Genomic DNA, 21,582 nt, shown 5'->3' with positions numbered 1-21,582 from the left:
ACTAATGACGGTAATAAACGCAGTTTAGCTCAGCCCTTGAGCTTCTCGGCAATCCAGATGGTGTGACGGGTACCTTTGTTGCCGTGGGCGAAGACTTGGACTTCCTCGGCCTTGAAGCCGGCCTTCTTCAGTTTGTCGGAAAACTGTCGGTCAGCGCTCGCAGACCATACGGCCAGCACTCCTTTGGGCCGCAGGGCCTTGGCGCAGGCGCTCAGGCCACCAGCGGAGTAGAGCCAGCTGTTGGCCTTCTGGGTCAGGCCTTCGGGGCCGTTGTCGACGTCGAGCATGATCGCGTCGAAACCTTGTGGCTCGGCTTGTAGCACGTTGGCCACGTCTTCCATGCGAATGACCGTACGCGGGTCGAGCAGCGGGTTCCCGGCTTTCTCGCCCAGCGGTCCACGGTTCCACTCCACCACCCCCGGCACCAGTTCGGCGACGACCACTTCAGCGGTCTTGCCCAGGTGCTTGAGGGCCGAGGCGAGGGTGAAGCCCATGCCCAGGCCGCCGATCAGCACGCGCGAATTCGGCCGGCCGGCCACTTTACGGCACGGGATCTCCGCCAGCGCATCTTCGGAGCCGTGCATGCGGGTGTTCATCAGTTGCCCGCCGTCGCCGCCCTGGATCTTGATGACAAAATCCTCACCGTATTCGAACAGGCACAAGGCACCGCCATTTTCAGGTATTGGAGTGGTGTCGAGCAGAACGAAACGTTTCATGGGACTCACTTGAGGAGAAGTTGGCAAAAGAGGAGGAAGGCAAACACGCGCCGTTGGGAGTAGCCTGCAAAAAGACACCAAGGCCAACGGAGCCATTGATGAAGCGCACCATTCTAACGGTCATTGCCTTGGCCGCGCTCTCGATAACTGCAGTGCAGGCCCAGGCGCTGCAAACCATTCCCACCAACCCCGCACCCCTGCCCGGTTCGCCCGGTACTGCGACCCCGACACCGTACCCGCAAATCACTCCGACCAGCGTGCCCAAGGTTGGCCCGGGCAGTGGCGGTCCGCCGTTGGTGCCCATTGAAATGCCTAGCCCGCCCACCAAGGACCAGCCGCTGCCGGGGCTGGAGCAAAACTCGTCGAAAACCAAATCACCCGGCGGTTAAACCTGCTGCGAGAGCAGTTGTCCGTCGGCCATGCGCAGGCGTTTGGAGAGGGAAACGGCAAGGGCGCGGATGACTTTGGCGGCGATTTTCGGTGCATCGTTGAGCATCTTTTCCATCGAGTCCTTACCCAGATTGAGCAACTGGCAATTGCTCGCGGCCACGCAACTGGCTGAACGTCGTTCGCCGTCAAGTACGGCCATTTCGCCGAACGCCCGACCACTGCGCAACGTTGCCATGGTCACCCGTTGCCCGTCGCTGTTGGTTTTCTGCACCGCCACCTGGCCGGTGTGGATGATGCACATGAAGCTGCCGGCATCGCCCTCATGGAAAATCTCTTCGCCCTGAGCAATGGTGCTGATGCTGAAGTAACCCGAGGCAGCGGCGAAGTCCGCCGGCAGCAGTTGATCGAACAGGCCACAGTCCATCAGCCAGTCACGAATTTCGTTGTTCAGTAAGGTCGGTTCTGACATGTCGTCACGGTCTTTTTCGTGTGTCTGTTGCTGGTCCGGGCCTGGCTAAGGTCAATGATACTGGCCACCCACGATCCCATGTAGCAGCTGGCGAAGCCTGCGTTCGGCTGCGCAGCAGTCGTAAAATCAGACGCCGCGGTGTTTCATTTAATCCGCGGTATCCGCATTTACGACTGCTGCGCAGCCGAACGCAGGCTTCGCCAGCTGCTACAAGGATAGCGTGTAGGCAGGGCCCGGCGTACTGGTGTTAAGACCGGCACGCCGAACGGAGTTCCTCAGGCGATGCCCAAAACCTTGAAAACAAATGCGTATTCGAGTGCTACGTCACGCAATCCCTGATAACGACCGCTCATCCCGCCATGCCCGGCACCCAATTCGGTCCTGAGCAGCAGGGGATGGGTGTCGGTTTTGGTCGCGCGTAATTTTGCCACCCACTTGGCTGCTTCCCAGTACTGCACGCGGCTATCGTTGTAGCCGGCAATCACCAGGGTCGCCGGATAGGCTTGCGCGGTGACATTTTCGTACGGGGCGTAGGCCTTGATTCGCTCATAGACCTCTGGCTCTTCAGGATTGCCCCACTCGTCGTATTCGGTGACGGTTAACGGCAGATCCGGGTCGAGCATGGTGTTCAGCACGTCGACGAACGGTACTTCGGCAATCGCTACGCCGAACAGCTCCGGCCGCTGATTGAGCACCGCGCCGATCAGCAGACCGCCGGCACTGCCGCCGCTGATCGCCAATTGCTGTGATGTGGTGAAGCCCTCGGCGATCAGGTGTTCGGCGCAGGCGATGAAGTCGCTGAAGGTATTGTGCTTGTGTTCCTGCTTGCCAGCGCGATACCAGGCTTCGCCCAGTTCACCGCCGCCCCGCACGTGAGCGATGGCGAATGCCACGCCACGATCCAGCAGACTCAAACGCGCGTGGGAGAACCACGGGTCGAGGCTTTCACCGTAGGCGCCATAGCCGTACAGATAAAGCGGCGTCGGCTTGCCAAGTGCTTCGCGTTTGACGACGAAACTGATCGGCACTTTCGTACCGTCCGGTGCCGTCGCCCACAGACGCTGACTGACGTAGGCATCGGCGTCGAACGGCCCGAGCACCGGGGTTTCCTTGAGGACTTTCTGCTCGCCGCTGCCCAGCTCAAGCTGGCGGATTTGCGCCGGACGGTTCAACGCTTCGTAGCGCAGGCGGATCCTGTCGCTGACGAATTCCAGGCTGTTTTGCACGTGAAGGCTGTAGGCCGCATCCGGTAGTTGCACACGGTAGCTGGGCAGGTCTTGCGGATGAACTTCAATCACTGGCAAGCCACCGACCCGCAGGCTCAGGGTCATGGCCCCGGCGTTGAGGCTCATGCCGTCGATCATCACCGTGTCGCTGTGCGGGATCAGGTTCTGCCAATCGGCCTCGGTCGGCGCCACGCCGGTGTCGACGGCGTGGTACAGGGCAAAGTTGATACCGTCGCGGTTGGTGCGAATGAACCAGGTCCATTGACCGTCGAGCGCGCCGTGGTCGACGTCGTACTCATGGTCTTCAACCCTCGGTGCGATACAGGTAAAAGCTTGCTGCGGCTGGAACGCGTCGAGCACCCAGACTTCGCTGGTGGTCTTGCTGCCCAGGGACAGCAGCAATTGCTGCTCGGAGCTCGAGCGGTAGCAATGCATGAAGAATCGACCGTCCTGCTCATGGAACACTTCTTCAGCCGCTGTACCGTCCAGCCGATAGCGGAACAGTTTGTGCGGGCGATGGGTCTCGTCCAGCTCGCCGAAGAACAAGGTCAGGCTGTCGTTGGCCCAGGTCATGCTGCCGTCGCAGTCCTGGAATTCCAGTTCGCTGACACGGCCGTTGGACAACTCCTTCACGAACAGCGTGTAAATCTCATCGCCCGTGGCGTCGATGCTGTAGGCCAGGCGCTGGTGGTCCGGGCTGATACTGAACGCGCCCAAGGAAAAGAAGCCGCCTTTGGCCAACGCATTCGGGTCCAACAGCAGCTGTTCCTGGCTTTCGTCGAGCTGCAGGCTGTCATCGGCCGGGCGCGGGCAGCGGTAGTGACGGGCGTATTCATCACCCGCCGTGGTGCGCGTGTAATACAGGTATGGACCCCAAGGGGAGGGCAAGGACAGGTCGGTTTCGAGAATTCGGCCCTTGATCTCCTGGAACAGGGTTTCACGCAGCGCGGCCTGATCGGCGGTTTGCGCCTCTTGATAGCTGTTTTCCGCTTTCAGGTAGTCGAGCACAGCGTCGGTGTCGCGTTCCTGCAGCCAGGCATACGGGTCGTCGCCTTCGGCCTTGTGGGCAATGGGAGCGTCGCAAACGTTGACGGATAAGGGCATGAAGGACTCTCGAGCGGTTTACGAAAAGGGGTCTCGCAGACGGCGGGCAAGCCTGACGTGCGAAAAGTCGTTACTATAAGCGCCTCTTTGCCTGCCTTGCCATGGACACCATGACCGAGAACGACTATCTGATCGCTTGGGGCCTCTACGCCTTTGCCGCTTTGGGCTGCCTGTTGGTGTGGATGCGCTTGACCCGCTGGATGTGGCGCTGGCTGCGTGAGCCGCTGCGGCTGCTGGTTGCCGTGTTGCTGTTCAGCCCCACCATCATCGACCCGGTGAAGGAAAAGGTCGCTCCGGCCATCGCCATTACTGCCCTTGATCTAATGTTCAAGGTCGGCAACAACGCCTGGCGGGCGGTTTCCGACCTGTTCATGTACGGCATGATCGTCTTCGGCATTTACCTGGTATTTGTGGCGATCCGTTTCCCTATCGAACGTGCGTCCAACGCTCGCAAGGAACAGGCTGCCGCTGCCAAGGCTGCGGCCCGGGCCGATGACCCTGAAGAGGATCAGTATTTCGGCGGTGCGGGCGATGATCGTTACGGTCGTCCACCGGTACCGAGCAACCCTCAGCGTTTGCGGGTTGAACCACGTCTGTAACCTTGCCCCTGCCTTTCAGCGAGAATCCGAGCATGTGTGAGTTATTGGGCATGAGCGCCAATGTGCCGACCGATATCGTGTTCAGTTTCACCGGGCTGATGCAGCGCGGCGGCCGCACCGGTCCGCACCGTGACGGTTGGGGCATCGCCTTTTACGAGGGCCGTGGCCTGCGCCTGTTTCAGGACCCGGCGGCAAGCAGTGAGTCCGAAGTCGCCAACCTGGTGCAGCGCTATCCGATCAAGAGCGAAGTAGTGATCGGGCACATCCGTCAGGCCAATGTTGGCAAGGTTTGCCTGTCCAACACCCATCCGTTCGTGCGTGAACTGTGGGGGCGCAATTGGTGTTTCGCCCACAACGGTCAGCTCGCGGAGTTTCAACCGATCAAGAGTTTTTACCGCCCGGTCGGCGATACCGACAGCGAAGCGGCGTTCTGCGATGTGCTTAACCGCGTGCGCGCGGCGTTCCCGGAACCGGTAGAGGTCGAAGAACTGCTGCCAGACCTGGTAGCCGCCTGCGCCGAATACCGCAGCAAAGGCGTGTTCAACTGCCTGCTCAGCGACGGCGATTGGTTGTTCTGCTATTGCTCGACCAAGCTGGCGCAAATCACCCGTCGCGCGCCATTCGGCCCGGCGCGCTTGAAGGACGTCGATGTGATCGTCGACTTCCAGGCCGAAACCACACCCAACGACGTGGTCACGGTGATCGCCACCGAACCCTTGACCGAAAACGAAACCTGGACCCGCTACGAACCGGGCCAATGGAGCCTCTGGCGACGCGGTGAATGCGTCAGCCAAGGCAAGACCGAATAAGGATTGCCCCTCATGTTGCTCAGTTATCTACGGCTGGTGTTGTTCGCGGCGGGCCTGTTGATCGGTGTCCAGGTGCCGGGGTTTATCAGCGATTACGCCAAGCGGGTCGAAGCGCATCTGATAGAGGCGCAGACCGGTTTAAGCGGTTTTCAGGGCACTGCCAATCAGTTCTTCAAAGGTGACATGCAGGCGCTGGTGGCCCATTACCGCGCGAGCGAAGACCCGATTTTTCGCAGCGATGCCGACAGCCTGAGCACCTTGCTGACCCGTCAACTGGCCCTTGATAAACAGTTCCAGGCCATGCAGGGCCCGTGGTACATCCGCTTCCTGCAGGTTGCGCTGGCGGCCGACCCGGATATTCGCAAGGAAACCTGGAACGGCTACAGCTACCAAATTCTGCTGACGCCGGAAGCGATGATCTGGGGCATGAGCGGGGCGTTGCTGTTGTCGTTCGGCATTGAATGCCTGTTCCGGCTGATCGACTGGGTGGTGCTGGGCGGCAAACGCCTGCGCCAGAGCCGGCCGATCGAAGATCGGGATGTGCGGGGGTTGTAATCAGCAACGGCGCAGACCCTGTAGCAGCTGGCGAAGCCTGCGTTCGGTTCGGGCCGCGTTCGGACGAAGCAGTCGCAAAATCAGGCACCGCAGTGTTTCAGGCAAACCGAGTTGGCTGGATTGACGACTGCTACGTCCGAACGCGGCCCGAACCGAACGCTGGCTTCGCCAGCTGCTACAAGGCTAGCGTGCGAGAACTATGTAATCCTCGCCCACCTTGCGCGCATACCTGTCCAGCACCTGCTGACACAACGCAACAATCTCCTCGACCCACTCCACGCCAACCCGCCACGACACCACCACCTGCAAATTCGGCGGCCGTTGCTCGATGGTCAGCAAGGTCAGTTCACCCCGTGCCAGTTCTTCGGCCACCAGCACCGGCGGCAACGCGCCAATGCCGAAGCCATCGCGCAGCAGACGGGTAATCGCCGATACCGAGTTCACGCAGTTGAGCCGTGGCGCCATGACGCCATTGGCCTGCATCAAACTCAGGATGTCCTGATGCGGGTGTGAGTTTTTCGAGTAAGTAATGATGCGCTCGCGTGCCAGATCGGCAACGCTTGAATACTCACGGTTGTAGATCGAATTGCTGGCCACAATCCACCCCATCGGGTGGCTGGCCAGCTCAAGGCTGCGCACACTTTCCTGTCGCAACAGGTCGGTTTGCAGGATCAGATCGAGAAAGCCTTTTTGCAGCTGATCGCAGAGGTTGAGCGCGGTATCGGCCACCAGCTCGATTTCCACCCGCGGATAGTGATCCATCATTTGCGCCACCAACGGGCTCAGCCAAGTATGGATGACCGTGTCCATCACGCCGATGCGAACCCGACCGACCTTGCTCGAACGGGTCTCGATCGACTGTTTGAGCGCCTGCATGGTGTCCATCATTTGCTCGGCGTATTCGAGCACTTTCAAGCCTTCGGGCGTCAGGCTCACGCCGCGTGAATCGCGCAGGAACAGCTTCACCCCGAGCTCGCCTTCGAGCACTGCAATGCGGCTGGATATCGACGCCTGGGTGGTGAAAAGTTTGTCTGCCGTCAGGCGAAAACTCTTGAGTCGGGCGACCCAGACAAAGGTCTCGAGAAACTTCAGGTTCATGGGGTCAGCTCGTGCGACCCGCTTGTTGGATAAGGTTTTCTTATGTCTAGAGCGGGTTTTTATTAGTTGGACTTAACAGGGCAAGGCACTCAAAAATCAGGCCATCCGGTTCCCACGATAGGCGTCGTCGGGGCTCAGAACAATACCAATAAAATTAGCGCGGAGATTTGCCATGAGTGCGCCCGACACGCTCGACATCCCCAAAGCCACGGTTCGCCCGGGACCTTTCGACTGGTACCGCAACATCAATCAGCAGGAACGCCGCACCTTCTGGAGCTGCAAGATCGGCTATGGCCTGGACGGCATGGACACCCAGATGCTCAGCTTCGTGGTGCCGACCCTGATTGCGATGTGGGGCATCACCACCGGCGAGGCAGGGCTGATTCACACCAGCACCCTGATCGCCTCGGCCATCGGCGGTTGGGTGGCGGGGATTCTCTCCGACCGCATCGGTCGCGTACGTACCCTGCAACTGACGGTTCTGTGGTTTGCCTTCTTCACCTTCCTTTGCGGTTTCGCCCAGAACTACGAGCAACTACTGATCAGTCGCACCCTGATGGGCTTCGGTTTCGGTGGCGAATGGACCGCCGGCGCCGTGCTGATGGGTGAAGTGATTCGTGCCAAGGACCGCGGCAAGGCCGTGGGCATGGTGCAATCCGGCTGGGCGCTGGGATGGGGGATGACGGCGATCTTGTATGCGCTGCTGTTCTCGGTGCTGCCGCCGGAAGACGCTTGGCGCGCACTGTTCATCCTCGGCATCGTGCCGGCGATTTTTGTGATCTTCGTCCGCCGTTTGGTCAAGGACCCGGAAATCTACCGGGAAGCCAAAGCCAAGCAGGAACCGAGCAACCCGGCAAAGTTCTACGAGATCTTCGCCCCTGGCATCCTCTTCACTACGATTCGTGCTTCGGTGCTGACCACCGGTGCTCTGGGCGGTTACTACGCAATCACCTCCTGGTTGCCGACATTTCTGAAGAATGAGCGCGGTTTGAGCGTACTCGGCACCGGTGGCTATCTGGCGATGGTGATCGTCGGATCCTACGTCGGCTATGTCATCAGCGCGTATTTGACTGACATCCTCGGGCGTAAAAAGAACTTCATTCTGTTCGCGGTCGGCTCATTCACCATTGTTCTGCTCTACACCCAATTGCCGGTCAGCAATGGCGTGATGCTCTGGCTGGGCTTTCCGTTGGGCTTCTTCGCCTCGGGGATTTTCAGCGGAATGGGCGCGTTTCTGACCGAGCTGTTTCCAACGCGGATTCGCGGTTCGGGTCAGGGCTTTTGCTACAACATTGGCCGGGCGCTGGCGGCGTTGTTCCCGCTGTTGATCGGCTTGATGAGCCAGACGGTGCCATTGAGCGTAGGCATCGGTGCTTTTGCGGCGGTGTCCTACGGGGTGGTGATCCTTGCGGCCCTGAGCCTGCCGGAAACCCGTGGCAAGCAACTTGAAGCGGAGTAGCTGATAATCTGCGGGCAAATGCCTACAGCTAAAATGAATCAAACCTACAGGAGTGTTCACCGTGAACCGCCTGCTATTGAACTGCGACATCGGCGAGAGTTTCGGCAACTGGACCATGGGTCTGGACGCCGAAGTCATGCCCTTCATCGATTGCGCCAACATCGCCTGCGGCTTCCATGCCGGCGACCCGAGCATCATGCGCAAGACCGTCAGCCTCGCCCTGAGCAACTGCGTACAGATTGGCGCGCATCCGGCGTATCAGGATCTGGTCGGCTTCGGCCGCCGCTCCATGGCCTACACCGCCCAGGCACTTCAGGACATTTTGCACTACCAGATCGGCGCCCTCGACGGCATCTGCCGGGCCCAGGGCGGGCGGGTGAGTTACGTCAAACCCCACGGTGCGATGTACAACGACATGATGGCCAACCCGGCGCAATTGCGCGCCGTTCTTCAGGCGGTAGCGTCCTATGATCGCCAGTTGCCGCTGATGTTGATGGCCACTCGCGACAACCGCGCCGCACAGCAATTGGGCGATGAATACGGCGTGACCCTGTGGTTCGAAGCCTTTGCCGATCGCGCTTACGACAGCGCGGGAATGCTGGTTTCGCGGCAATTGCCGGGCGCGGTGCATCACGATCCCGAGACAATCATCAAACAGGCGCTGATCATTGCCCGTGGTGGCAACCTCACGGCCAGCGATGGCAGTGCGTTGCACTTGCAGGCAAACACCCTCTGCGTACACGGCGACAACGCCAGTTCAGTGGCCGCCGTGCGACGCATTCGCGAAGCCCTTGTTCAACAGAGTGCGCCATGAAATTTCGGGTGGAAGTGGCGGCGCTGGATTGCCTGATGGTGCGTCTCTTTGATGAGATCAGCGAGGCCAACATGCCGTGGATGCTCGCTGCCAGCGAAGGATTGCGTGCTGCGTTCGCCGGGCATCTGATCGATCTGGTGCCGTCCTATACGACGTTGATGGTGCATTACGATCTGACCGCGTTGAGTCCCGCTCAGGCTCGGGAGCTGATCGCCGAGGCCTTGATCGATCTGTCGCCCAACGCCTGCACTCGCGGCAAATGTCATGTGCTACCGGTCTGGTATGACGTGAGCGTTGGCCCCGAATTGAACCTGTTGTCCCAGCGCAGCGGGCTGGCGGTGGATGAAGTGATCCGCCGCCACAGCGAGCGTGAATATCAGGTGTTCGCCTTGGGTTTCGCACCGGGTTTCGCCTTCATGGGATTGGTGGAAGAAGCGCTGGCGGCGCCGCGTCTGAACACTCCGCGTAAAAAGGTAGCCGCCGGCAGTGTCGGCATCGCCGAACGCCAAACGGCCGCTTACCCGGTGGTGTCCCCGGGTGGCTGGAATCTGATCGGTCGCACCCCGGCCAAATTGTTCGACCGCGAACGCGACGGCTACAGCCTGATGCAACCCGGCGACACGGTGCGTTTCGAAGCCGTCAGCCATGCAGAATTCATCAATCTCGGCGGTGACGACACGCCGTTGGAGGCGCAGGCATGAGTCGTTTATCAATAGAAGCGAGTACGCCGCTGTGCCTCTTACAGGACGCCGGGCGATTCGGTGTGCGGCATCTGGGCGTGACCCAGGGCGGGGCGGCGGATTGGCGATCGATGTTGTGGGCTAACTGGCTGCTGGGTAATGAGCTGGAGGCACCGGTGATTGAAATCACCCTCGGCGGGTTCACCGTCGTTGCCGAAGAGGATTGCGTGCTGGCCTTGGCCGGGGCGGATCTGGGGGCGCGGTTGGATGGCGAGGCGTTGGCACCGTGGCGCAGTTTCAGGCTGAACAAAGATCAGCAGTTGCAATTCACTCAGCCGCTGCTTGGCGCTCGGGCTTATTTGGCGGCGCCGGGCGGATTTGATGCGCCAGCAGTGTTGGGCAGTAGCGCAACGGTGGTCCGTGAGGAGCTCGGCGGGCTGGATGGCATGGGCCGGGCGTTGGCCAAAGATGCGCAGTTGAGTTTTTCGGGGTGCTCACGGCTCCTGCTGCGGGAGTTGGCGCGCGAACAGGTGCCGGATTTCAAACTCAACTCGCCGCTGGACCTGGTGCTCGGTGCACAGATTGGCGAGTTCAGCGGGCAGAGTTTGTTTGATGCGTTCAACAGCGTCTGGACCCTCGACAGCCGTGCCGACCGGATGGGCATCCGCTTGCTGGGAACGGCGTTGCAGTATCAGGGTAAGCCGATGATTTCGGAAGGCATCCCGCTGGGTGCGGTTCAGGTGCCGCCAGACGGGCAGCCGATTGTATTGCTCAATGATCGACAGACCATGGGTGGTTATCCGCGATTGGGCGCCTTGACGCCGTTGGCATTGGCACAGCTGGCGCAGTGTCTGCCGGGGGCAACGGTGCGGTTGCGGCCGGTGATGCAAGATGTGGCGCATCGGGAGCAGGTCCAATATCTACGGCGCTTCATAAATCGCTAAAAGCTTCGCGGGCAAGCCTCGCTCCTACAGGGAAATGCATTCCAATTGTAGGAGCGAGGCTTGCCCGCGAAGGCGACCGCCCAGACAACACAATTATTTGGAAAGAAACCGCATCCCTTCCTCCAGTCCCCGCAACGTCAACGGATACATCTGGTCGTTGATCAAGTCCCGCACGATGTTGGTCGAAGACGTATAGCCCCACGTATCTTTCGGATACGGGTTGATCCAGATGACCTTCTTGTACTTCTCCATGAACCGCTGCATCCACACATAACCCGCTTCTTCATTCCAGTGCTCGACGCTGCCGCCGGCCTGGGTGATTTCATACGGCGCCATGGCGGCGTCGCCGATGAAGATCACTTTGTAGTCAGCACCGTACTTGTGCAACAGGTCCTGGGTCGAGGTACGCTCGGAAGTACGGCGCATGTTGTTCTTCCACACCGATTCATAAACGAAGTTGTGGAAGTAGAAGTACTCCAGGTGCTTGAACTCGGTCTTGCAGGCCGAGAATAGCTCTTCGCAGATCTTTACGTGGGCGTCCATCGAGCCGCCGATGTCGAACAGCAGCAACAGCTTGACGGTGTTGCGCCGCTCCGGCCGCATCTGGATGTTCAGCAGGCCGGCATCACGCGCGGTGTGGTCGATGGTGCCATCGATGTCCAGCTCTTCCGCCGCGCCCTGACGCGCGAATTTGCGCAACCGGCGCAGGGCGACCTTGATGTTGCGCGTGCCCAGCTCCACCGAATCGTCGAGGTTCTTGTACTCGCGCTGATCCCAGACCTTGACCGCTTTGCCCTGGCGCTTGCCGGCATCGCCGACCCGAATACCTTCCGGGTTGAAACCACCCGAACCAAACGGGCTGGTGCCGCCCGTGCCGATCCACTTGTTACCGCCGGCATGGCGTTCTTTCTGTTCTTCGAGGCGCTTCTTGAACGCTTCGATCAGCTTGTCCAGGCCGCCGAGGGACTGGATCGCGGCTCGCTCTTCGTCGGACAGGGAACGCTCGAACTCCTTGCGCAGCCAGTCTTCCGGGATCAATGCCTGAAGGTGATCGTCGAGTTTTTCCAGGCCATTGAAATAGGCACCGAAGGCCCGGTCGAACTTGTCGAAATGCTTTTCGTCTTTCACCAGAATCGCCCGGGACAAATAGTAAAACTCGTCCATGTCGGCGAAGGTCACGCGCTGTTTCAGCGCGTTGATCAGGTCCAGCAGCTCCCGTACCGAGACCGGCACTTTGGCTGCACGCATTTCATTGAACAGGTTAAGCAGCATGGCTATCGCCCTCTATCTTGTTAAACAGAGGGATCAGCGAGTGCCGCGACGGCTCATGAACGCCAGACGCTCAAGCAACTGCACGTCCTGTTCGTTCTTCACCAAGGCACCGGCCAGCGGCGGAATGGCCTTGGTCGGATCGCGTTCACGCAGTACCGCTTCGCCGATGTTGTCGGCCATCAGCAGCTTCAGCCAGTCCACCAGCTCGGAGGTCGATGGTTTCTTCTTCAGGCCCGGCACCTTACGCACGTCGAAGAACACGTCCAGCGCTTCGCTGACCAGGTCCTTCTTGATATTCGGGTAGTGCACATCGACGATCTTCTGCAGCGTGACGCGATCGGGGAAAGCGATGTAGTGGAAAAAGCAGCGGCGCAGGAAGGCGTCCGGCAGCTCTTTCTCGTTGTTGGAGGTAATGATGATGATCGGACGCTTCTTGGCCTTGATGGTCTCGTCGATCTCGTAAACGTAGAACTCCATCTTGTCGAGTTCTTGCAGCAGGTCGTTCGGGAACTCGATGTCGGCCTTGTCGATTTCGTCGATCAGCAGGATCACCCGTTCTTCGGACTCGAAGGCTTCCCAGAGCTTGCCCTTTTTCAGGTAGTTGCGAACGTCGTGGACCTTTTCCGTGCCCAGCTGCGAGTCCCGCAGGCGGCTGACCGCGTCGTACTCGTACAAGCCCTGATGCGCCTTGGTGGTGGACTTGATGTGCCAGGTGATCAGCTTGGCGCCGAAGGATTCGGCCAGTTGCTCGGCGAGCATGGTTTTGCCGGTGCCCGGCTCGCCCTTGACCAGCAGCGGGCGCTCCAGGGTGATGGCGGCGTTGACCGCCAGCTTCAGGTCATCGGTGGCGACGTAGGCCGGGGTGCCTTCGAACTTCATCTGCTAATCCTCGAACGGTAACGCCGACCTGAACGAGGCAGGGCGGGGCGCAATAATTGTAGTACCCGACTATAACGCGGTGCCCGGTCGACTGTGAACGCAGACGGCTTATTCAGTCTCTGAATGGGGCGTCACATCTTGACTTAGTCTCGGCTGCTAGCCAGTATTGAGCTATCGCCATTTTGGCGATAGCTTGCGGGGTATGTCTACTAAATATCGATTTCGCGATACATACCGCATTCAGTTGCGCGAGAAGGATCATCCGCCGCCCCATGTCCACCTGACTGGTGGCGGGCTCGATGTGATGCTCAGCCTTGAAACCGTCGAAGTGATGGTGGGCAAGGCGCCGCCGCTGATTATCAAGGAAGCGCTGGAGTGGGTCAGGGCCCATCAGGTGCAATTGCTGGAGGATTGGAAACGATGTTACCCATGAAACGACCACGGCTGTCGTCTGTGCAGGCGTTGCCGGATCACCAGCTGGCGCTGACCTTTATCGACGGTCAGCAACTGAACCTCGATTTGAGTCGAGACCTGCGTGGCTATCCAGGGTTGCAACCATTGCTGGAGTCTGGCGCTTTCGACGGTGCAACCCTGGGCGATGATGGCTGGAGCGTTGAATGGCCTGAATTGGACATTCAGATCGGCGCAGACACGCTTTATCTGGATGCGCTCGCGCAAAACGCATCGGACGAAAACACCCGGATCTTCATCGACTGGCGCGCTCGAACTGGGTTGCCGTTGAATCAGGCGGCCGAAGCGCTGGGAGTCAGTGCCCGTAGCATCACTCGTTACAGCAGCGGTCGTGAAGCGGTACCCCGATCATTGGCTCTAGCCTGCCTGGGCTGGGACTTCTTACAACAGCAATCGAACCCGGCGCGGGCGGCTGAAGAAACCGGTCGCTATACCATCACACGCAAGTCTTAACCGGCATCCGGCTTCGGCCGTTCATACCGGGCATTGAACGCCTGAATGAAGCCATTGCGTAAAATCTGCAAAAACGCCTGAAACGCGCTGATATTTTGGCGATGTACATTGCCTCTCAGTTCGACGCGAGTCGCAAATTGGTTCTTGCCCTGGTTTTTCAGTACGTTTTCGGAGCCACCAACGATGGCCTCCCAGATGGAGCGGAAAAGCCCTTTGTCCTTGTTCTCTACGTCCTGCTGCCAATTGAACACGTCGACATCCTTCAGCAGCGGTTTGATGTAACCCGTTAATTGAGCTTTTTTAGCCTGCGCTTCAATGACCACATCACCGTGACCTGCATTGAAGTCGAACTTGCCATAGGCCGAGGCGAAGTCGTTCATGCGTTTGAGTTGGATGTCCCTGGCTCGCAGGCGGAATTCGAAGTCTTCGAAATTGCTCAAAGGGTCGAAGGTTGCGGTGGTTTCCAGGGGCGCGTGCCCTAGCAGCAGCGCCTTGCCTTCGAAGCGAGCGTCTCGTTTGCCTTTGGTGTCGACCACGTTGGTCAGGTTGTAAAAGCTGGCGTTGACCTGAGTGGCGTTCATGTTCACGGGGGGCTTGGAATTGAAGTTGCGGAAAGTGATCTTGCCATCGTTGATCCGCACTTCGTTCAAGGTGATCGGCGCCAGTTTGCTCAACTGCGCACGCCAGTCGGTGCCCTGACCGGTTTGAGAGTTTTTCTTGTTGGCGCCGCCGTCGACGAAGTTCACCTCAGGGTTGAAGAACTGCACCTCGGCCACGACGGCGTGGTCGGACCAGAGCGAGTGCCAACTGACGGAAAGGTCGATCAGCGGCGCGTTGACGAAAGGCACCGGGACCTTGCCGTCGACTTTGACGATTTTCAGCCCGTTGATTTTGTACGCACCGCGCCACAGGGCCAAGTCTACATCGGTGATCTGGCCACGGTAGTCGCCCATGTCCGCCAGCTTGTCATTCAGGTAGTCGCGCACTATGTAGGGCAGGGCGATGTGCAGGGCAACCAGCAGCACAACGAGGCCGGCGAGGGTCCACAGGGGCCAACTGTATCTGCGTTTCATGATGGCAAATCTCTGGCGATGTAAAACCATTGACTGCGGCGGTTACAGGACGTTCGACTGACTGGACGACCACGGGCAACAGGCATACCTTGGAGAGCTTATTCAACGCTGTACAAGGACCCAGCCATGAGCCGTATCTACGCTGACAACGCCCACTCCATCGGCAATACGCCGCTGGTGCAGATCAACCGTATCGCCCCGCGAGGGGTGACCATCCTGGCCAAGATCGAAGGGCGTAACCCCGGTTACTCAGTCAAGTGCCGGATCGGTGCGAACATGATCTGGGACGCCGAAAGCACCGGCAAATTAAAGTCTGGCATGACCATCGTCGAACCGACCTCGGGCAATACCGGTATAGGCTTGGCGTTCGTTGCCGCGGCTCGCGGTTACAAGCTGATGCTGACCATGCCGGCATCCATGAGTATCGAGCGACGCAAAGTGCTCAAGGCACTGGGGGCCGAACTGGTGCTGACCGAACCGGCCAAGGGCATGAAAGGAGCGATTGAAAAAGCGACTGAAATCCTCGCCAGTGACCCGTCCAAGTACTTCATGCCAGCGCAATTCGACAACCCGGCCAACCCGGCCATCCACGAAAAAACGACCGGTCCGGAAATCTGGAACGACACCGACGGTGCAGTCGACGTATTGGTGGCAGGCGTCGGAACGGGTGGAACCATCACCGGGGTTTCGCGGTATATCAAGAATACCCAGGGCAAACCGATCATCTCGGTGGCGGTGGAGCCAGCGGTGTCGCCGGTCATCACTCAGGCAATGGCCGGTGAAGAGATCAAGCCCAGCCCTCACAAGATCCAGGGTATTGGCGCCGGTTTTGTGCCGAAAAATCTTGATCTGTCGATGGTCGATCGGGTGGAATTGGTCAGCGATGACGAATCCAAGGCCATGGCCCTGCGCTTGATGCAGGAAGAAGGGATTTTGAGCGGCATTTCCTGTGGTGCCGCCATGGCTGTCGCTGTTCGTCTGGCGGAAACCCCGGAAATGCAGGGCAAGACCATCGTGGTGATCCTGCCGGACTCTGGCGAGCGCTACCTGTCGAGCATGCTGTTCAGTGATCTGTTTACCGAGCAGGAGAATCAGCAATGACACTGCAAAAGGCTTGGATTGTTTGAGCGAATCGCGAGGGTTGATTCAGGTCAGCCCTTGTTCAGGCACCTTAGGTTAAGAAGTGCTTTGTTGCGCGATCCTTAACACTGAATGTTGAGACAGGCGGGTTTTTCCCGAGGCCGGTAATGTTGATCATGGCCGACTGCCACGTTGGGTAAATGGCGTTGTACAGAGTTGTCTACTATCAAGGAGTTGTTGATGACCTTTTCCATTGCCGCGAAGGCGTCGCTGTTGCTGCTGTTCCTCGGCAGCACTCTCTATGTGCATTTACGCGGCAAGGCGCGTTTGCCGGTCTTGCGTCAGTTCGTCAACCATTCGGCATTGTTTGCGCCCTATAACGCCTTGATGTACCTGTTCTCAAGCGTGCCCTCCAAACCCTATCTGGACCGCAGCAAGTTCCCGGAGCTGGACGTGCTCAAGGACAACTGGGAAGTTATCCGCGACGAAGCGATGCACCTGTTCGACGAGGGTTACATCCGCGCCGCCGAAAAAAACAACGACGCCGGATTTGGTTCGTTTTTCAAGAAAGGCTGGAAGCGCTTCTACCTCAAGTGGTACGACAAACCGCTGCCATCGGCGCAAGCCCTGTGCCCGAAAACCGTGGCACTGGTCAGCAGCATTCCCAACGTCAAAGGCGCCATGTTCGCGTTACTACCCGGTGGCAGTCACCTCAACCCGCACCGTGATCCGTTTGCCGGTTCCCTGCGTTATCACCTGGGGTTGTCGACACCGAATTCCGACGATTGCCGGATCTTCGTCGACGGTCAGGTCTACGCTTGGCGTGATGGCGAAGACGTGATGTTCGACGAAACCTACGTGCATTGGGTCAAGAACGAAACCGACAAGACTCGGCTCATCCTGTTCTGCGACATCGAACGACCGCTGAGCAACCGCCTCATGACCCGCATCAACCGCTGGATCAGCGGATTCCTGGGCCGCGCCACTGCGCCGCAGAACCTGGGTGATGAACGTGTTGGCGGAATTAACCAGGTTTATGCCTGGAGCAAGAATTCCAGCGACAAGTTCAGTGGTGTGATCAAACAGTGGAAGCGTCGTAATCCCAAGGCCTACCGTGTGCTGCGACCGGTGTTGGCGTTGGTGGTGTCGGCGCTGTTGGGGTATTGGTTGTTTGGTTGAGGCCGATCACGAAATGAAAAACCGCTCCTTGGGAGCAGTTTTTTTAAGTTAGCCCGGTCTTGTGGTGAGGGCGGCGGTGTAAACCACTGTTGTTTTGTTTACCTGCGAAGCCATTGCAATACCTGTCACGCGCTGGTTATAGTCGGCGCTCGGTGGTTTACTAACCCACCTTCCAACCCATCAAAAAAGATCAGCCCATGCCTGCTTCCCTCTTCAACGCGGTAGTCGATTCAGCGGTCAACGCTGGCGTCGTGCCGTGCGGGAATCAGCAGCCTGCGCAGATCAGTCATTACCCCCCACCTGTCAGTAGCACGCCGGTGTGCGCAGTCGTATCACCGCCGGGCGTTGGCTTTTCGGGCTGATCAGCTTTTTTCTGCTGTTCCCATGCCCGTCTGAAAAAGCGCCCGCTTGAAAATAACTACTGAATTTCAGCTTCGGCTGAGTTGGCTTTTTGCCTGACTACAGGTGGTATTCATGTTTGTCCTTTCGAAAAAATCCGCGCTCGCGGCGGCGTCCACGAGCCTGTTCGTTTTGCTGTGGAGCAGCGGGGCGATCTTCTCCAAATGGGGCCTGGCCCACGCGTCACCGTTTGCCTTTTTGCTGTTTCGTTTCGCCATCGCGCTGTGCGGTCTGGTGCTGCTGGTGCCGTTGCTCAAGCTCAAACTGCCCAAGGGTGGCAAGCCGATGGTGTATGCAATGGCCACGGGCGTGGTGTTGCTGGGGGCCTACCAGATTTTCTATCTGCTGGCCCTGGACCTGAACGTCACGCCGGGGGTCATGGCGACGATCATGGGCGTGCAGCCGATCCTCACGGTGGTGTTGATGGAGCGGCAGCGTTCCTGGAGCCGGATGTTCGGCCTGGCGCTGGGGCTGGCGGGGTTGATCATGGTGGTCTATCAGGGCATCGGTCTGGCCGGCATGTCGTTGGCCGGCATGCTCTTCGGATTGCTGGCGCTGGCGAGCATGACGTTCGGTTCGATCATGCAGAAACGCATCACCGAAAATCCCCTCGGCACACTGCCAGTGCAATACCTGGCGGGACTGTTGCTCTGCGGGATCTTCGTGCCATTCCAACCTTTTCATTTCGAACACGGCAGCGGTTTCATCGTGCCGGTGTTGTGGATGGGATTGGTCGTGTCGGTGCTGGCGACCTTGCTGCTGTATCGCTTGATCGCCCGGGGCAACCTGGTCAATGTCACCAGTCTGTTTTACCTGGTGCCAGCGGTGACGGCGGTCATGGACTACCTGATTTTCGGCAACCGGCTGGCGGCATTGAGCATGCTCGGCATGCTGCTGATCATCGTCGGTCTGGTGTTCGTTTTCCGTCAATCAGCCTGAACCGAGCCGACGCCTATATCGCGAGCAGGCTCGCTCCCCCAGGTTATATGCGATCCCTGTGGGAGCGAGCCTGCTCGCGATGGCAATTTCAATAACGGCACATATTACCGGGCAACCACTTCACTCTTCTTCACCACCGCCGGCTTCAACACCAACCACAACGCCGCCGCGATCAACACCCCGCCATAAATGTGCGCCATCGACAGCGGCTCATCCAGCAACAACGCCCCCCACAACACTCCGAACGGCGGGATCATGAAGGTCACGGTCATCGACTTCACCGGGCCAACCGAGCTGAGCAAACGGAAGTAAATAATGTACGCAAACGCGGTGCACACCAGCCCCAACCCGAGCAATGACAACCAGACACTCCAGCCGCCCCAGCTCGCCGGTGGCTGGCTGATCACGCTGTAACCAAACAGTGGCAACAGAAACAACGTCGCGCCCAGCATGCTGCCCAACGCCGACAGTCGGCTGTCGAGACCACCGGCCTGATCAAGCCAACGGCGCGCGAGGAACCCGGCGAAACCGTAGCAGGTCGTGGCGAGCAGGCAGGCGAGGGCGCCCGTCAGCAGTTCCATGTCGAACGCCACCGGACCCGCACGCGTTAGGACTCCAACGCCAAACAGCCCGAGAAACACCCCGCCAAGCTTGGCGGCGGTGAGCCTTTCATGAAAGAACAGACCGCCGATCAGCACACCCATCAGCGGCGTGGTGGCGTTGAAGATGGCCGAGTAACCGGCCGGCAGCACTTGCGCGGCGACCGAATACAGGGTCGCCGGAATCCCTGAGTTGATCACCCCGAGCAGCATCACGGTTTTGAGCTTGCCTTTGAAATCCCAGCTGATGCGCATCAGCCCGAGGATCACCAACAGGCCGACCGCGGCAATCGACACGCGGAAAAAGGCAGTGGGGATTGTGCCAATCACCGGGGCGATGATGCGCATGAACAGAAAACTCGCGCCCCAAATGGCGGCAAGCGACAGCAAACGCAGAGTATCGACGGGGTTCACAGCACATTCCTTCCTTGATTGGCGCGCAAGTGTCGCGCCAGTCAGGACGCAAGGCAATGGTTGCGTTGCGTAACAAAGGGCCACTAAGCTCAGGCCCCAACGATAAGATTCAGCCGCCGAGGTTTTACCTATGCCGCAGCAATGGCCCGCCGCCGACATCGCCCGAATGATCCTCGATGGCTTTGACGATTATCGCGAGCATTTCCGCCAGATCACCGACGGCGCCCGAGCCCGCTTCGAGCAGGCCAAGTGGCAGGAGACGCAATCGGCGTCGGCGGCGCGGATCAATCTGTACGAAGAAAAAGTCGGCGAAACAGTGGAACGGCTGCGCATCGCTTTCGACGCCGACACGCTGGATGTCAGTTGCTGGCCGCTGGTCAAAAGCGCTTACATCACCTTGATCGACCTGCGCTTCGACGATGAGCTGTCCGAGACCTGGTACAACTCGATCTTCTGCGGGCTGTTCAGCCATGACCTGATCAGCGACGGCTGCATGTTCATCCACACCACCCGGCCGAGCCTGCGCCGGGCCCGTGCCGCGCAAACCCGCACGTACAAGCCCCAGGGCCAACTGTCCGGGATGCTGGCGAGCATTTTTGCCGACTACCGCTTCAGCGAGGATTACGCCAACCTGGCGGGCGACCTGTCTCGACTCGAAGGGCAATTGCGTGAGAACCTGCCGGACTGGGTCTGCAAGGATCCGGAGTTGAGCGTCGAACTGTTTTCCTCGGTGCTTTACCGCAACAAGGGCGCGTACCTGGTGGGGCGCATCTACACCCAGGACGAACAATGGCCGCTGGTGATTCCGCTGCTGCACCGCGAAGGCCGCGGGATTCAGATCGATGCGCTGATCACCGATGAAGCGGACGTGTCGATCATCTTCTCGTTCACCCGTTCGTATTTCATGGTCGACGTGCCGGTACCGGCGGAGTTCATCGGTTTCCTCAAACGCATCCTGCCGGGCAAGCACATTGCCGAGCTGTACACCTCGATCGGTTTCTACAAGCACGGCAAGTCCGAGTTCTACCGGGCGCTGATCAATCACCTGGCCAACACCGACGACCAGTTCATCATGGCCCCTGGCGTGCGTGGCATGGTGATGAGCGTGTTCACCCTGCCGGGTTTCAACACCGTATTCAAAATCATCAAAGACCGCTTCTCGCCGTCGAAGAACGTCGACCGCGCCACGGTGATCGAGAAGTACCGTTTGGTGAAGAGCGTCGACCGGGTCGGACGCCTGGCCGACACCCAGGAATTTGCCGACTTCCGTTTCCCATTGAGCAAATTCGACCCGGCGTGCCTGGAAGAGCTGCTTGAGGTGGCCGCGTCCACGGTGTCGGTTGAGGACGACACCGTGCTGATCCGCCATTGCTGGACCGAACGGCGGATGACGCCGTTGAACCTTTATCTGGAGAACGCCAACGACGCTCAGGTCCGAGAGGCGCTGGAAGATTACGGTCTGGCGATCAAGCAACTGGCGGCAGCAAACATCTTTCCCGGTGACATGCTGCTGAAGAACTTTGGCGTCACTCGTCATGGGCGGGTGGTGTTTTATGACTATGACGAGATCTGCTTCCTGACTGAGGCCAACTTCCGTCACATCCCGCTACCGCGTACGCCGGAAGATGAGATGGCGTCCGAGCCGTGGTATTCGATTGGGCCGCTGGATGTGTTTCCTGAGGAGTTTCCGCCGTTTTTGTTTGCCGATTCCGGACAGCGCAAGTTGTTTGATCAGTTGCATGGTGAGTTGTACAACGCTGATTACTGGAAGAGCCTGCAGGAGGCGATTCGGGCGGGGAAGGTGATTGATGTGTTTCCGTATCGGCGTAAGGGCCTGGATAACGAATAGTCGCAATTGCACGACGTCGTAGCAGCTGTCGAGCCCCAGCGAGGCTGCGTCGGGGCCAACGCAGCCTCGCTGGGGCTCGACAGCTGCTACAGGGATCTCGTTCGTTCTTTAA

22 protein-coding genes are annotated in these 21,582 nt (G+C 59.1%); 14 read left to right on the top strand and 8 right to left on the bottom strand.

All coding sequences use genetic code 11. The features are described 5' to 3' along the window. Positions 1-29 precede the first annotated feature (29 nt). Complete coding sequence (locus tag QK293_RS10275) at positions 30-716, bottom strand: hypothetical protein (RefSeq protein ID WP_076030084.1); 687 nt, start codon at positions 714-716, stop codon at positions 30-32. Between the two features lie 98 nt (positions 717-814). Here QK293_RS10275 and QK293_RS10270 point away from each other — a divergent pair, with 98 nt between their 5' ends. Beyond that, positions 815-1,105, top strand: a complete 291-nt coding sequence (locus QK293_RS10270; RefSeq protein WP_282377133.1) for a hypothetical protein — start codon at positions 815-817, stop codon at positions 1,103-1,105. Here the strand turns inward: QK293_RS10270 and QK293_RS10265 are convergent. After that, positions 1,102-1,575, bottom strand: coding sequence for a cyclic nucleotide-binding domain-containing protein (locus QK293_RS10265; RefSeq protein WP_282377131.1), 474 nt, complete (start codon positions 1,573-1,575; stop codon positions 1,102-1,104). The genes QK293_RS10270 and QK293_RS10265 overlap by 4 nt on opposite strands. A 275-nt stretch (positions 1,576-1,850) precedes the next feature. Next, complete coding sequence (locus QK293_RS10260; protein ID WP_282377129.1) at positions 1,851-3,905, bottom strand: S9 family peptidase; 2,055 nt, start codon at positions 3,903-3,905, stop codon at positions 1,851-1,853. 101 nt (positions 3,906-4,006) lie between these two features. Here QK293_RS10260 and QK293_RS10255 point away from each other — a divergent pair, with 101 nt between their 5' ends. From QK293_RS10255 to QK293_RS10245, 3 genes are read left to right on the top strand one after another with little or no spacing between them, the layout of a single operon-like run. Then, positions 4,007-4,504: an MFS transporter gene (locus QK293_RS10255; RefSeq protein WP_282377127.1), complete on the top strand. Its 498-nt coding sequence runs from the start codon at positions 4,007-4,009 to the stop codon at positions 4,502-4,504. Positions 4,505-4,536: 32 nt separating this feature from the next. Next, entirely contained in the window at positions 4,537-5,313 is a 777-nt protein-coding gene (locus QK293_RS10250) for a class II glutamine amidotransferase (RefSeq protein WP_282377125.1), read from the top strand. Between the two features lie 12 nt (positions 5,314-5,325). Continuing rightward, the gene (locus QK293_RS10245) at positions 5,326-5,868 is read left to right on the top strand and encodes a DUF2937 family protein (RefSeq protein WP_123366761.1); all 543 of its coding nucleotides are present in this window, start codon (positions 5,326-5,328) and stop codon (positions 5,866-5,868) included. A gap of 183 nt (positions 5,869-6,051) precedes the next feature. Here the strand turns inward: QK293_RS10245 and QK293_RS10240 are convergent, their stop codons facing one another. After that, the gene (locus QK293_RS10240) at positions 6,052-6,966 is read right to left on the bottom strand and encodes a LysR family transcriptional regulator (protein ID WP_282377124.1); all 915 of its coding nucleotides are present in this window, start codon (positions 6,964-6,966) and stop codon (positions 6,052-6,054) included. 172 nt (positions 6,967-7,138) lie between these two features. Here QK293_RS10240 and QK293_RS10235 point away from each other — a divergent pair, with 172 nt between their 5' ends. From QK293_RS10235 to QK293_RS10220, 4 genes are all read left to right on the top strand, one after another. Further along, positions 7,139-8,425, top strand: coding sequence for an MFS transporter (locus tag QK293_RS10235; RefSeq protein WP_282377123.1), 1,287 nt, complete (start codon positions 7,139-7,141; stop codon positions 8,423-8,425). 61 nt (positions 8,426-8,486) lie between these two features. Next, positions 8,487-9,239, top strand: a complete 753-nt coding sequence (locus tag QK293_RS10230) for a 5-oxoprolinase subunit PxpA (RefSeq protein WP_282377122.1) — start codon at positions 8,487-8,489, stop codon at positions 9,237-9,239. Then, complete coding sequence (locus tag QK293_RS10225) at positions 9,236-9,940, top strand: allophanate hydrolase subunit 1 (RefSeq protein WP_282377120.1); 705 nt, start codon at positions 9,236-9,238, stop codon at positions 9,938-9,940. Before QK293_RS10230 ends, QK293_RS10225 begins: the two co-directional genes overlap by 4 nt. Next, positions 9,937-10,863 carry a biotin-dependent carboxyltransferase family protein gene (locus QK293_RS10220; RefSeq protein ID WP_282377118.1) on the top strand — a complete coding sequence of 309 codons (927 nt, stop codon included), beginning with the start codon at positions 9,937-9,939 and terminating at the stop codon, positions 10,861-10,863. Before QK293_RS10225 ends, QK293_RS10220 begins: the two co-directional genes overlap by 4 nt. 93 nt (positions 10,864-10,956) lie before the next feature. On the opposite strand, the gene QK293_RS10215 is transcribed toward QK293_RS10220, so the two are convergent. Together QK293_RS10215 and QK293_RS10210 are read right to left on the bottom strand one after the other, a co-directional pair. Further along, positions 10,957-12,135, bottom strand: coding sequence for a VWA domain-containing protein (locus QK293_RS10215; RefSeq protein ID WP_282377115.1), 1,179 nt, complete (start codon positions 12,133-12,135; stop codon positions 10,957-10,959). A gap of 33 nt (positions 12,136-12,168) precedes the next feature. Further along, complete coding sequence (locus QK293_RS10210) at positions 12,169-13,014, bottom strand: MoxR family ATPase (protein ID WP_140677330.1); 846 nt, start codon at positions 13,012-13,014, stop codon at positions 12,169-12,171. A 202-nt stretch (positions 13,015-13,216) separates the two neighbouring features. On the opposite strand from QK293_RS10210, the gene QK293_RS10205 reads away from it, so the two are divergent. Next, positions 13,217-13,447 (top strand): DUF4160 domain-containing protein, encoded by a 231-nt coding sequence (locus QK293_RS10205; protein WP_033047627.1) that lies wholly within the window; start codon positions 13,217-13,219, stop codon positions 13,445-13,447. After that, on the top strand, positions 13,435-13,938 hold the full coding sequence (locus QK293_RS10200) for a DUF2442 domain-containing protein (RefSeq protein ID WP_282377110.1): 504 nt from the start codon (positions 13,435-13,437) through the stop codon (positions 13,936-13,938). The genes QK293_RS10205 and QK293_RS10200 overlap by 13 nt, the downstream gene beginning before the upstream one ends. On the opposite strand, the gene QK293_RS10195 is transcribed toward QK293_RS10200, so the two are convergent. Continuing rightward, entirely contained in the window at positions 13,935-15,011 is a 1,077-nt protein-coding gene (locus tag QK293_RS10195; RefSeq protein WP_282377108.1) for a DUF748 domain-containing protein, read from the bottom strand. The two genes, QK293_RS10200 and QK293_RS10195, sit on opposite strands and share 4 nt — an antisense overlap. Before the next feature lie 126 nt (positions 15,012-15,137). Here QK293_RS10195 and cysK point away from each other — a divergent pair, with 126 nt between their 5' ends. The 3 genes from cysK to QK293_RS10180 all read left to right on the top strand — a co-directional run bounded on the left by cysK (position 15,138) and on the right by QK293_RS10180 (position 18,608). Beyond that, the gene (gene cysK / locus QK293_RS10190; protein WP_282377107.1) at positions 15,138-16,112 is read left to right on the top strand and encodes a cysteine synthase A; all 975 of its coding nucleotides are present in this window, start codon (positions 15,138-15,140) and stop codon (positions 16,110-16,112) included. A gap of 219 nt (positions 16,113-16,331) precedes the next feature. Continuing rightward, a complete protein-coding gene (locus tag QK293_RS10185) occupies positions 16,332-17,270 on the top strand; it encodes an aspartyl/asparaginyl beta-hydroxylase domain-containing protein (protein ID WP_282377106.1) in 939 nt (312 codons plus the stop codon). A 474-nt stretch (positions 17,271-17,744) separates the two neighbouring features. Further along, on the top strand, positions 17,745-18,608 hold the full coding sequence (locus QK293_RS10180; protein ID WP_282377104.1) for a DMT family transporter: 864 nt from the start codon (positions 17,745-17,747) through the stop codon (positions 18,606-18,608). A gap of 104 nt (positions 18,609-18,712) precedes the next feature. Here QK293_RS10180 and QK293_RS10175 read toward each other — a convergent pair whose 3' ends face one another. Then, on the bottom strand, positions 18,713-19,621 hold the full coding sequence (locus QK293_RS10175; RefSeq protein WP_282377102.1) for a DMT family transporter: 909 nt from the start codon (positions 19,619-19,621) through the stop codon (positions 18,713-18,715). A 130-nt stretch (positions 19,622-19,751) separates the two neighbouring features. Between QK293_RS10175 and aceK the strand changes: the two genes are divergently transcribed. After that, positions 19,752-21,470: a bifunctional isocitrate dehydrogenase kinase/phosphatase gene (aceK, locus tag QK293_RS10170; RefSeq protein WP_282377100.1), complete on the top strand. Its 1,719-nt coding sequence runs from the start codon at positions 19,752-19,754 to the stop codon at positions 21,468-21,470. The last annotated feature ends 112 nt before the right edge of the window (positions 21,471-21,582 follow it).

This window comes from Pseudomonas sp. AL03, from assembly GCF_029960815.1.
Lineage (GTDB): Bacteria > Pseudomonadota > Gammaproteobacteria > Pseudomonadales > Pseudomonadaceae > Aquipseudomonas.
This window is presented reverse-complemented; position numbering and strand designations above follow the sequence as displayed.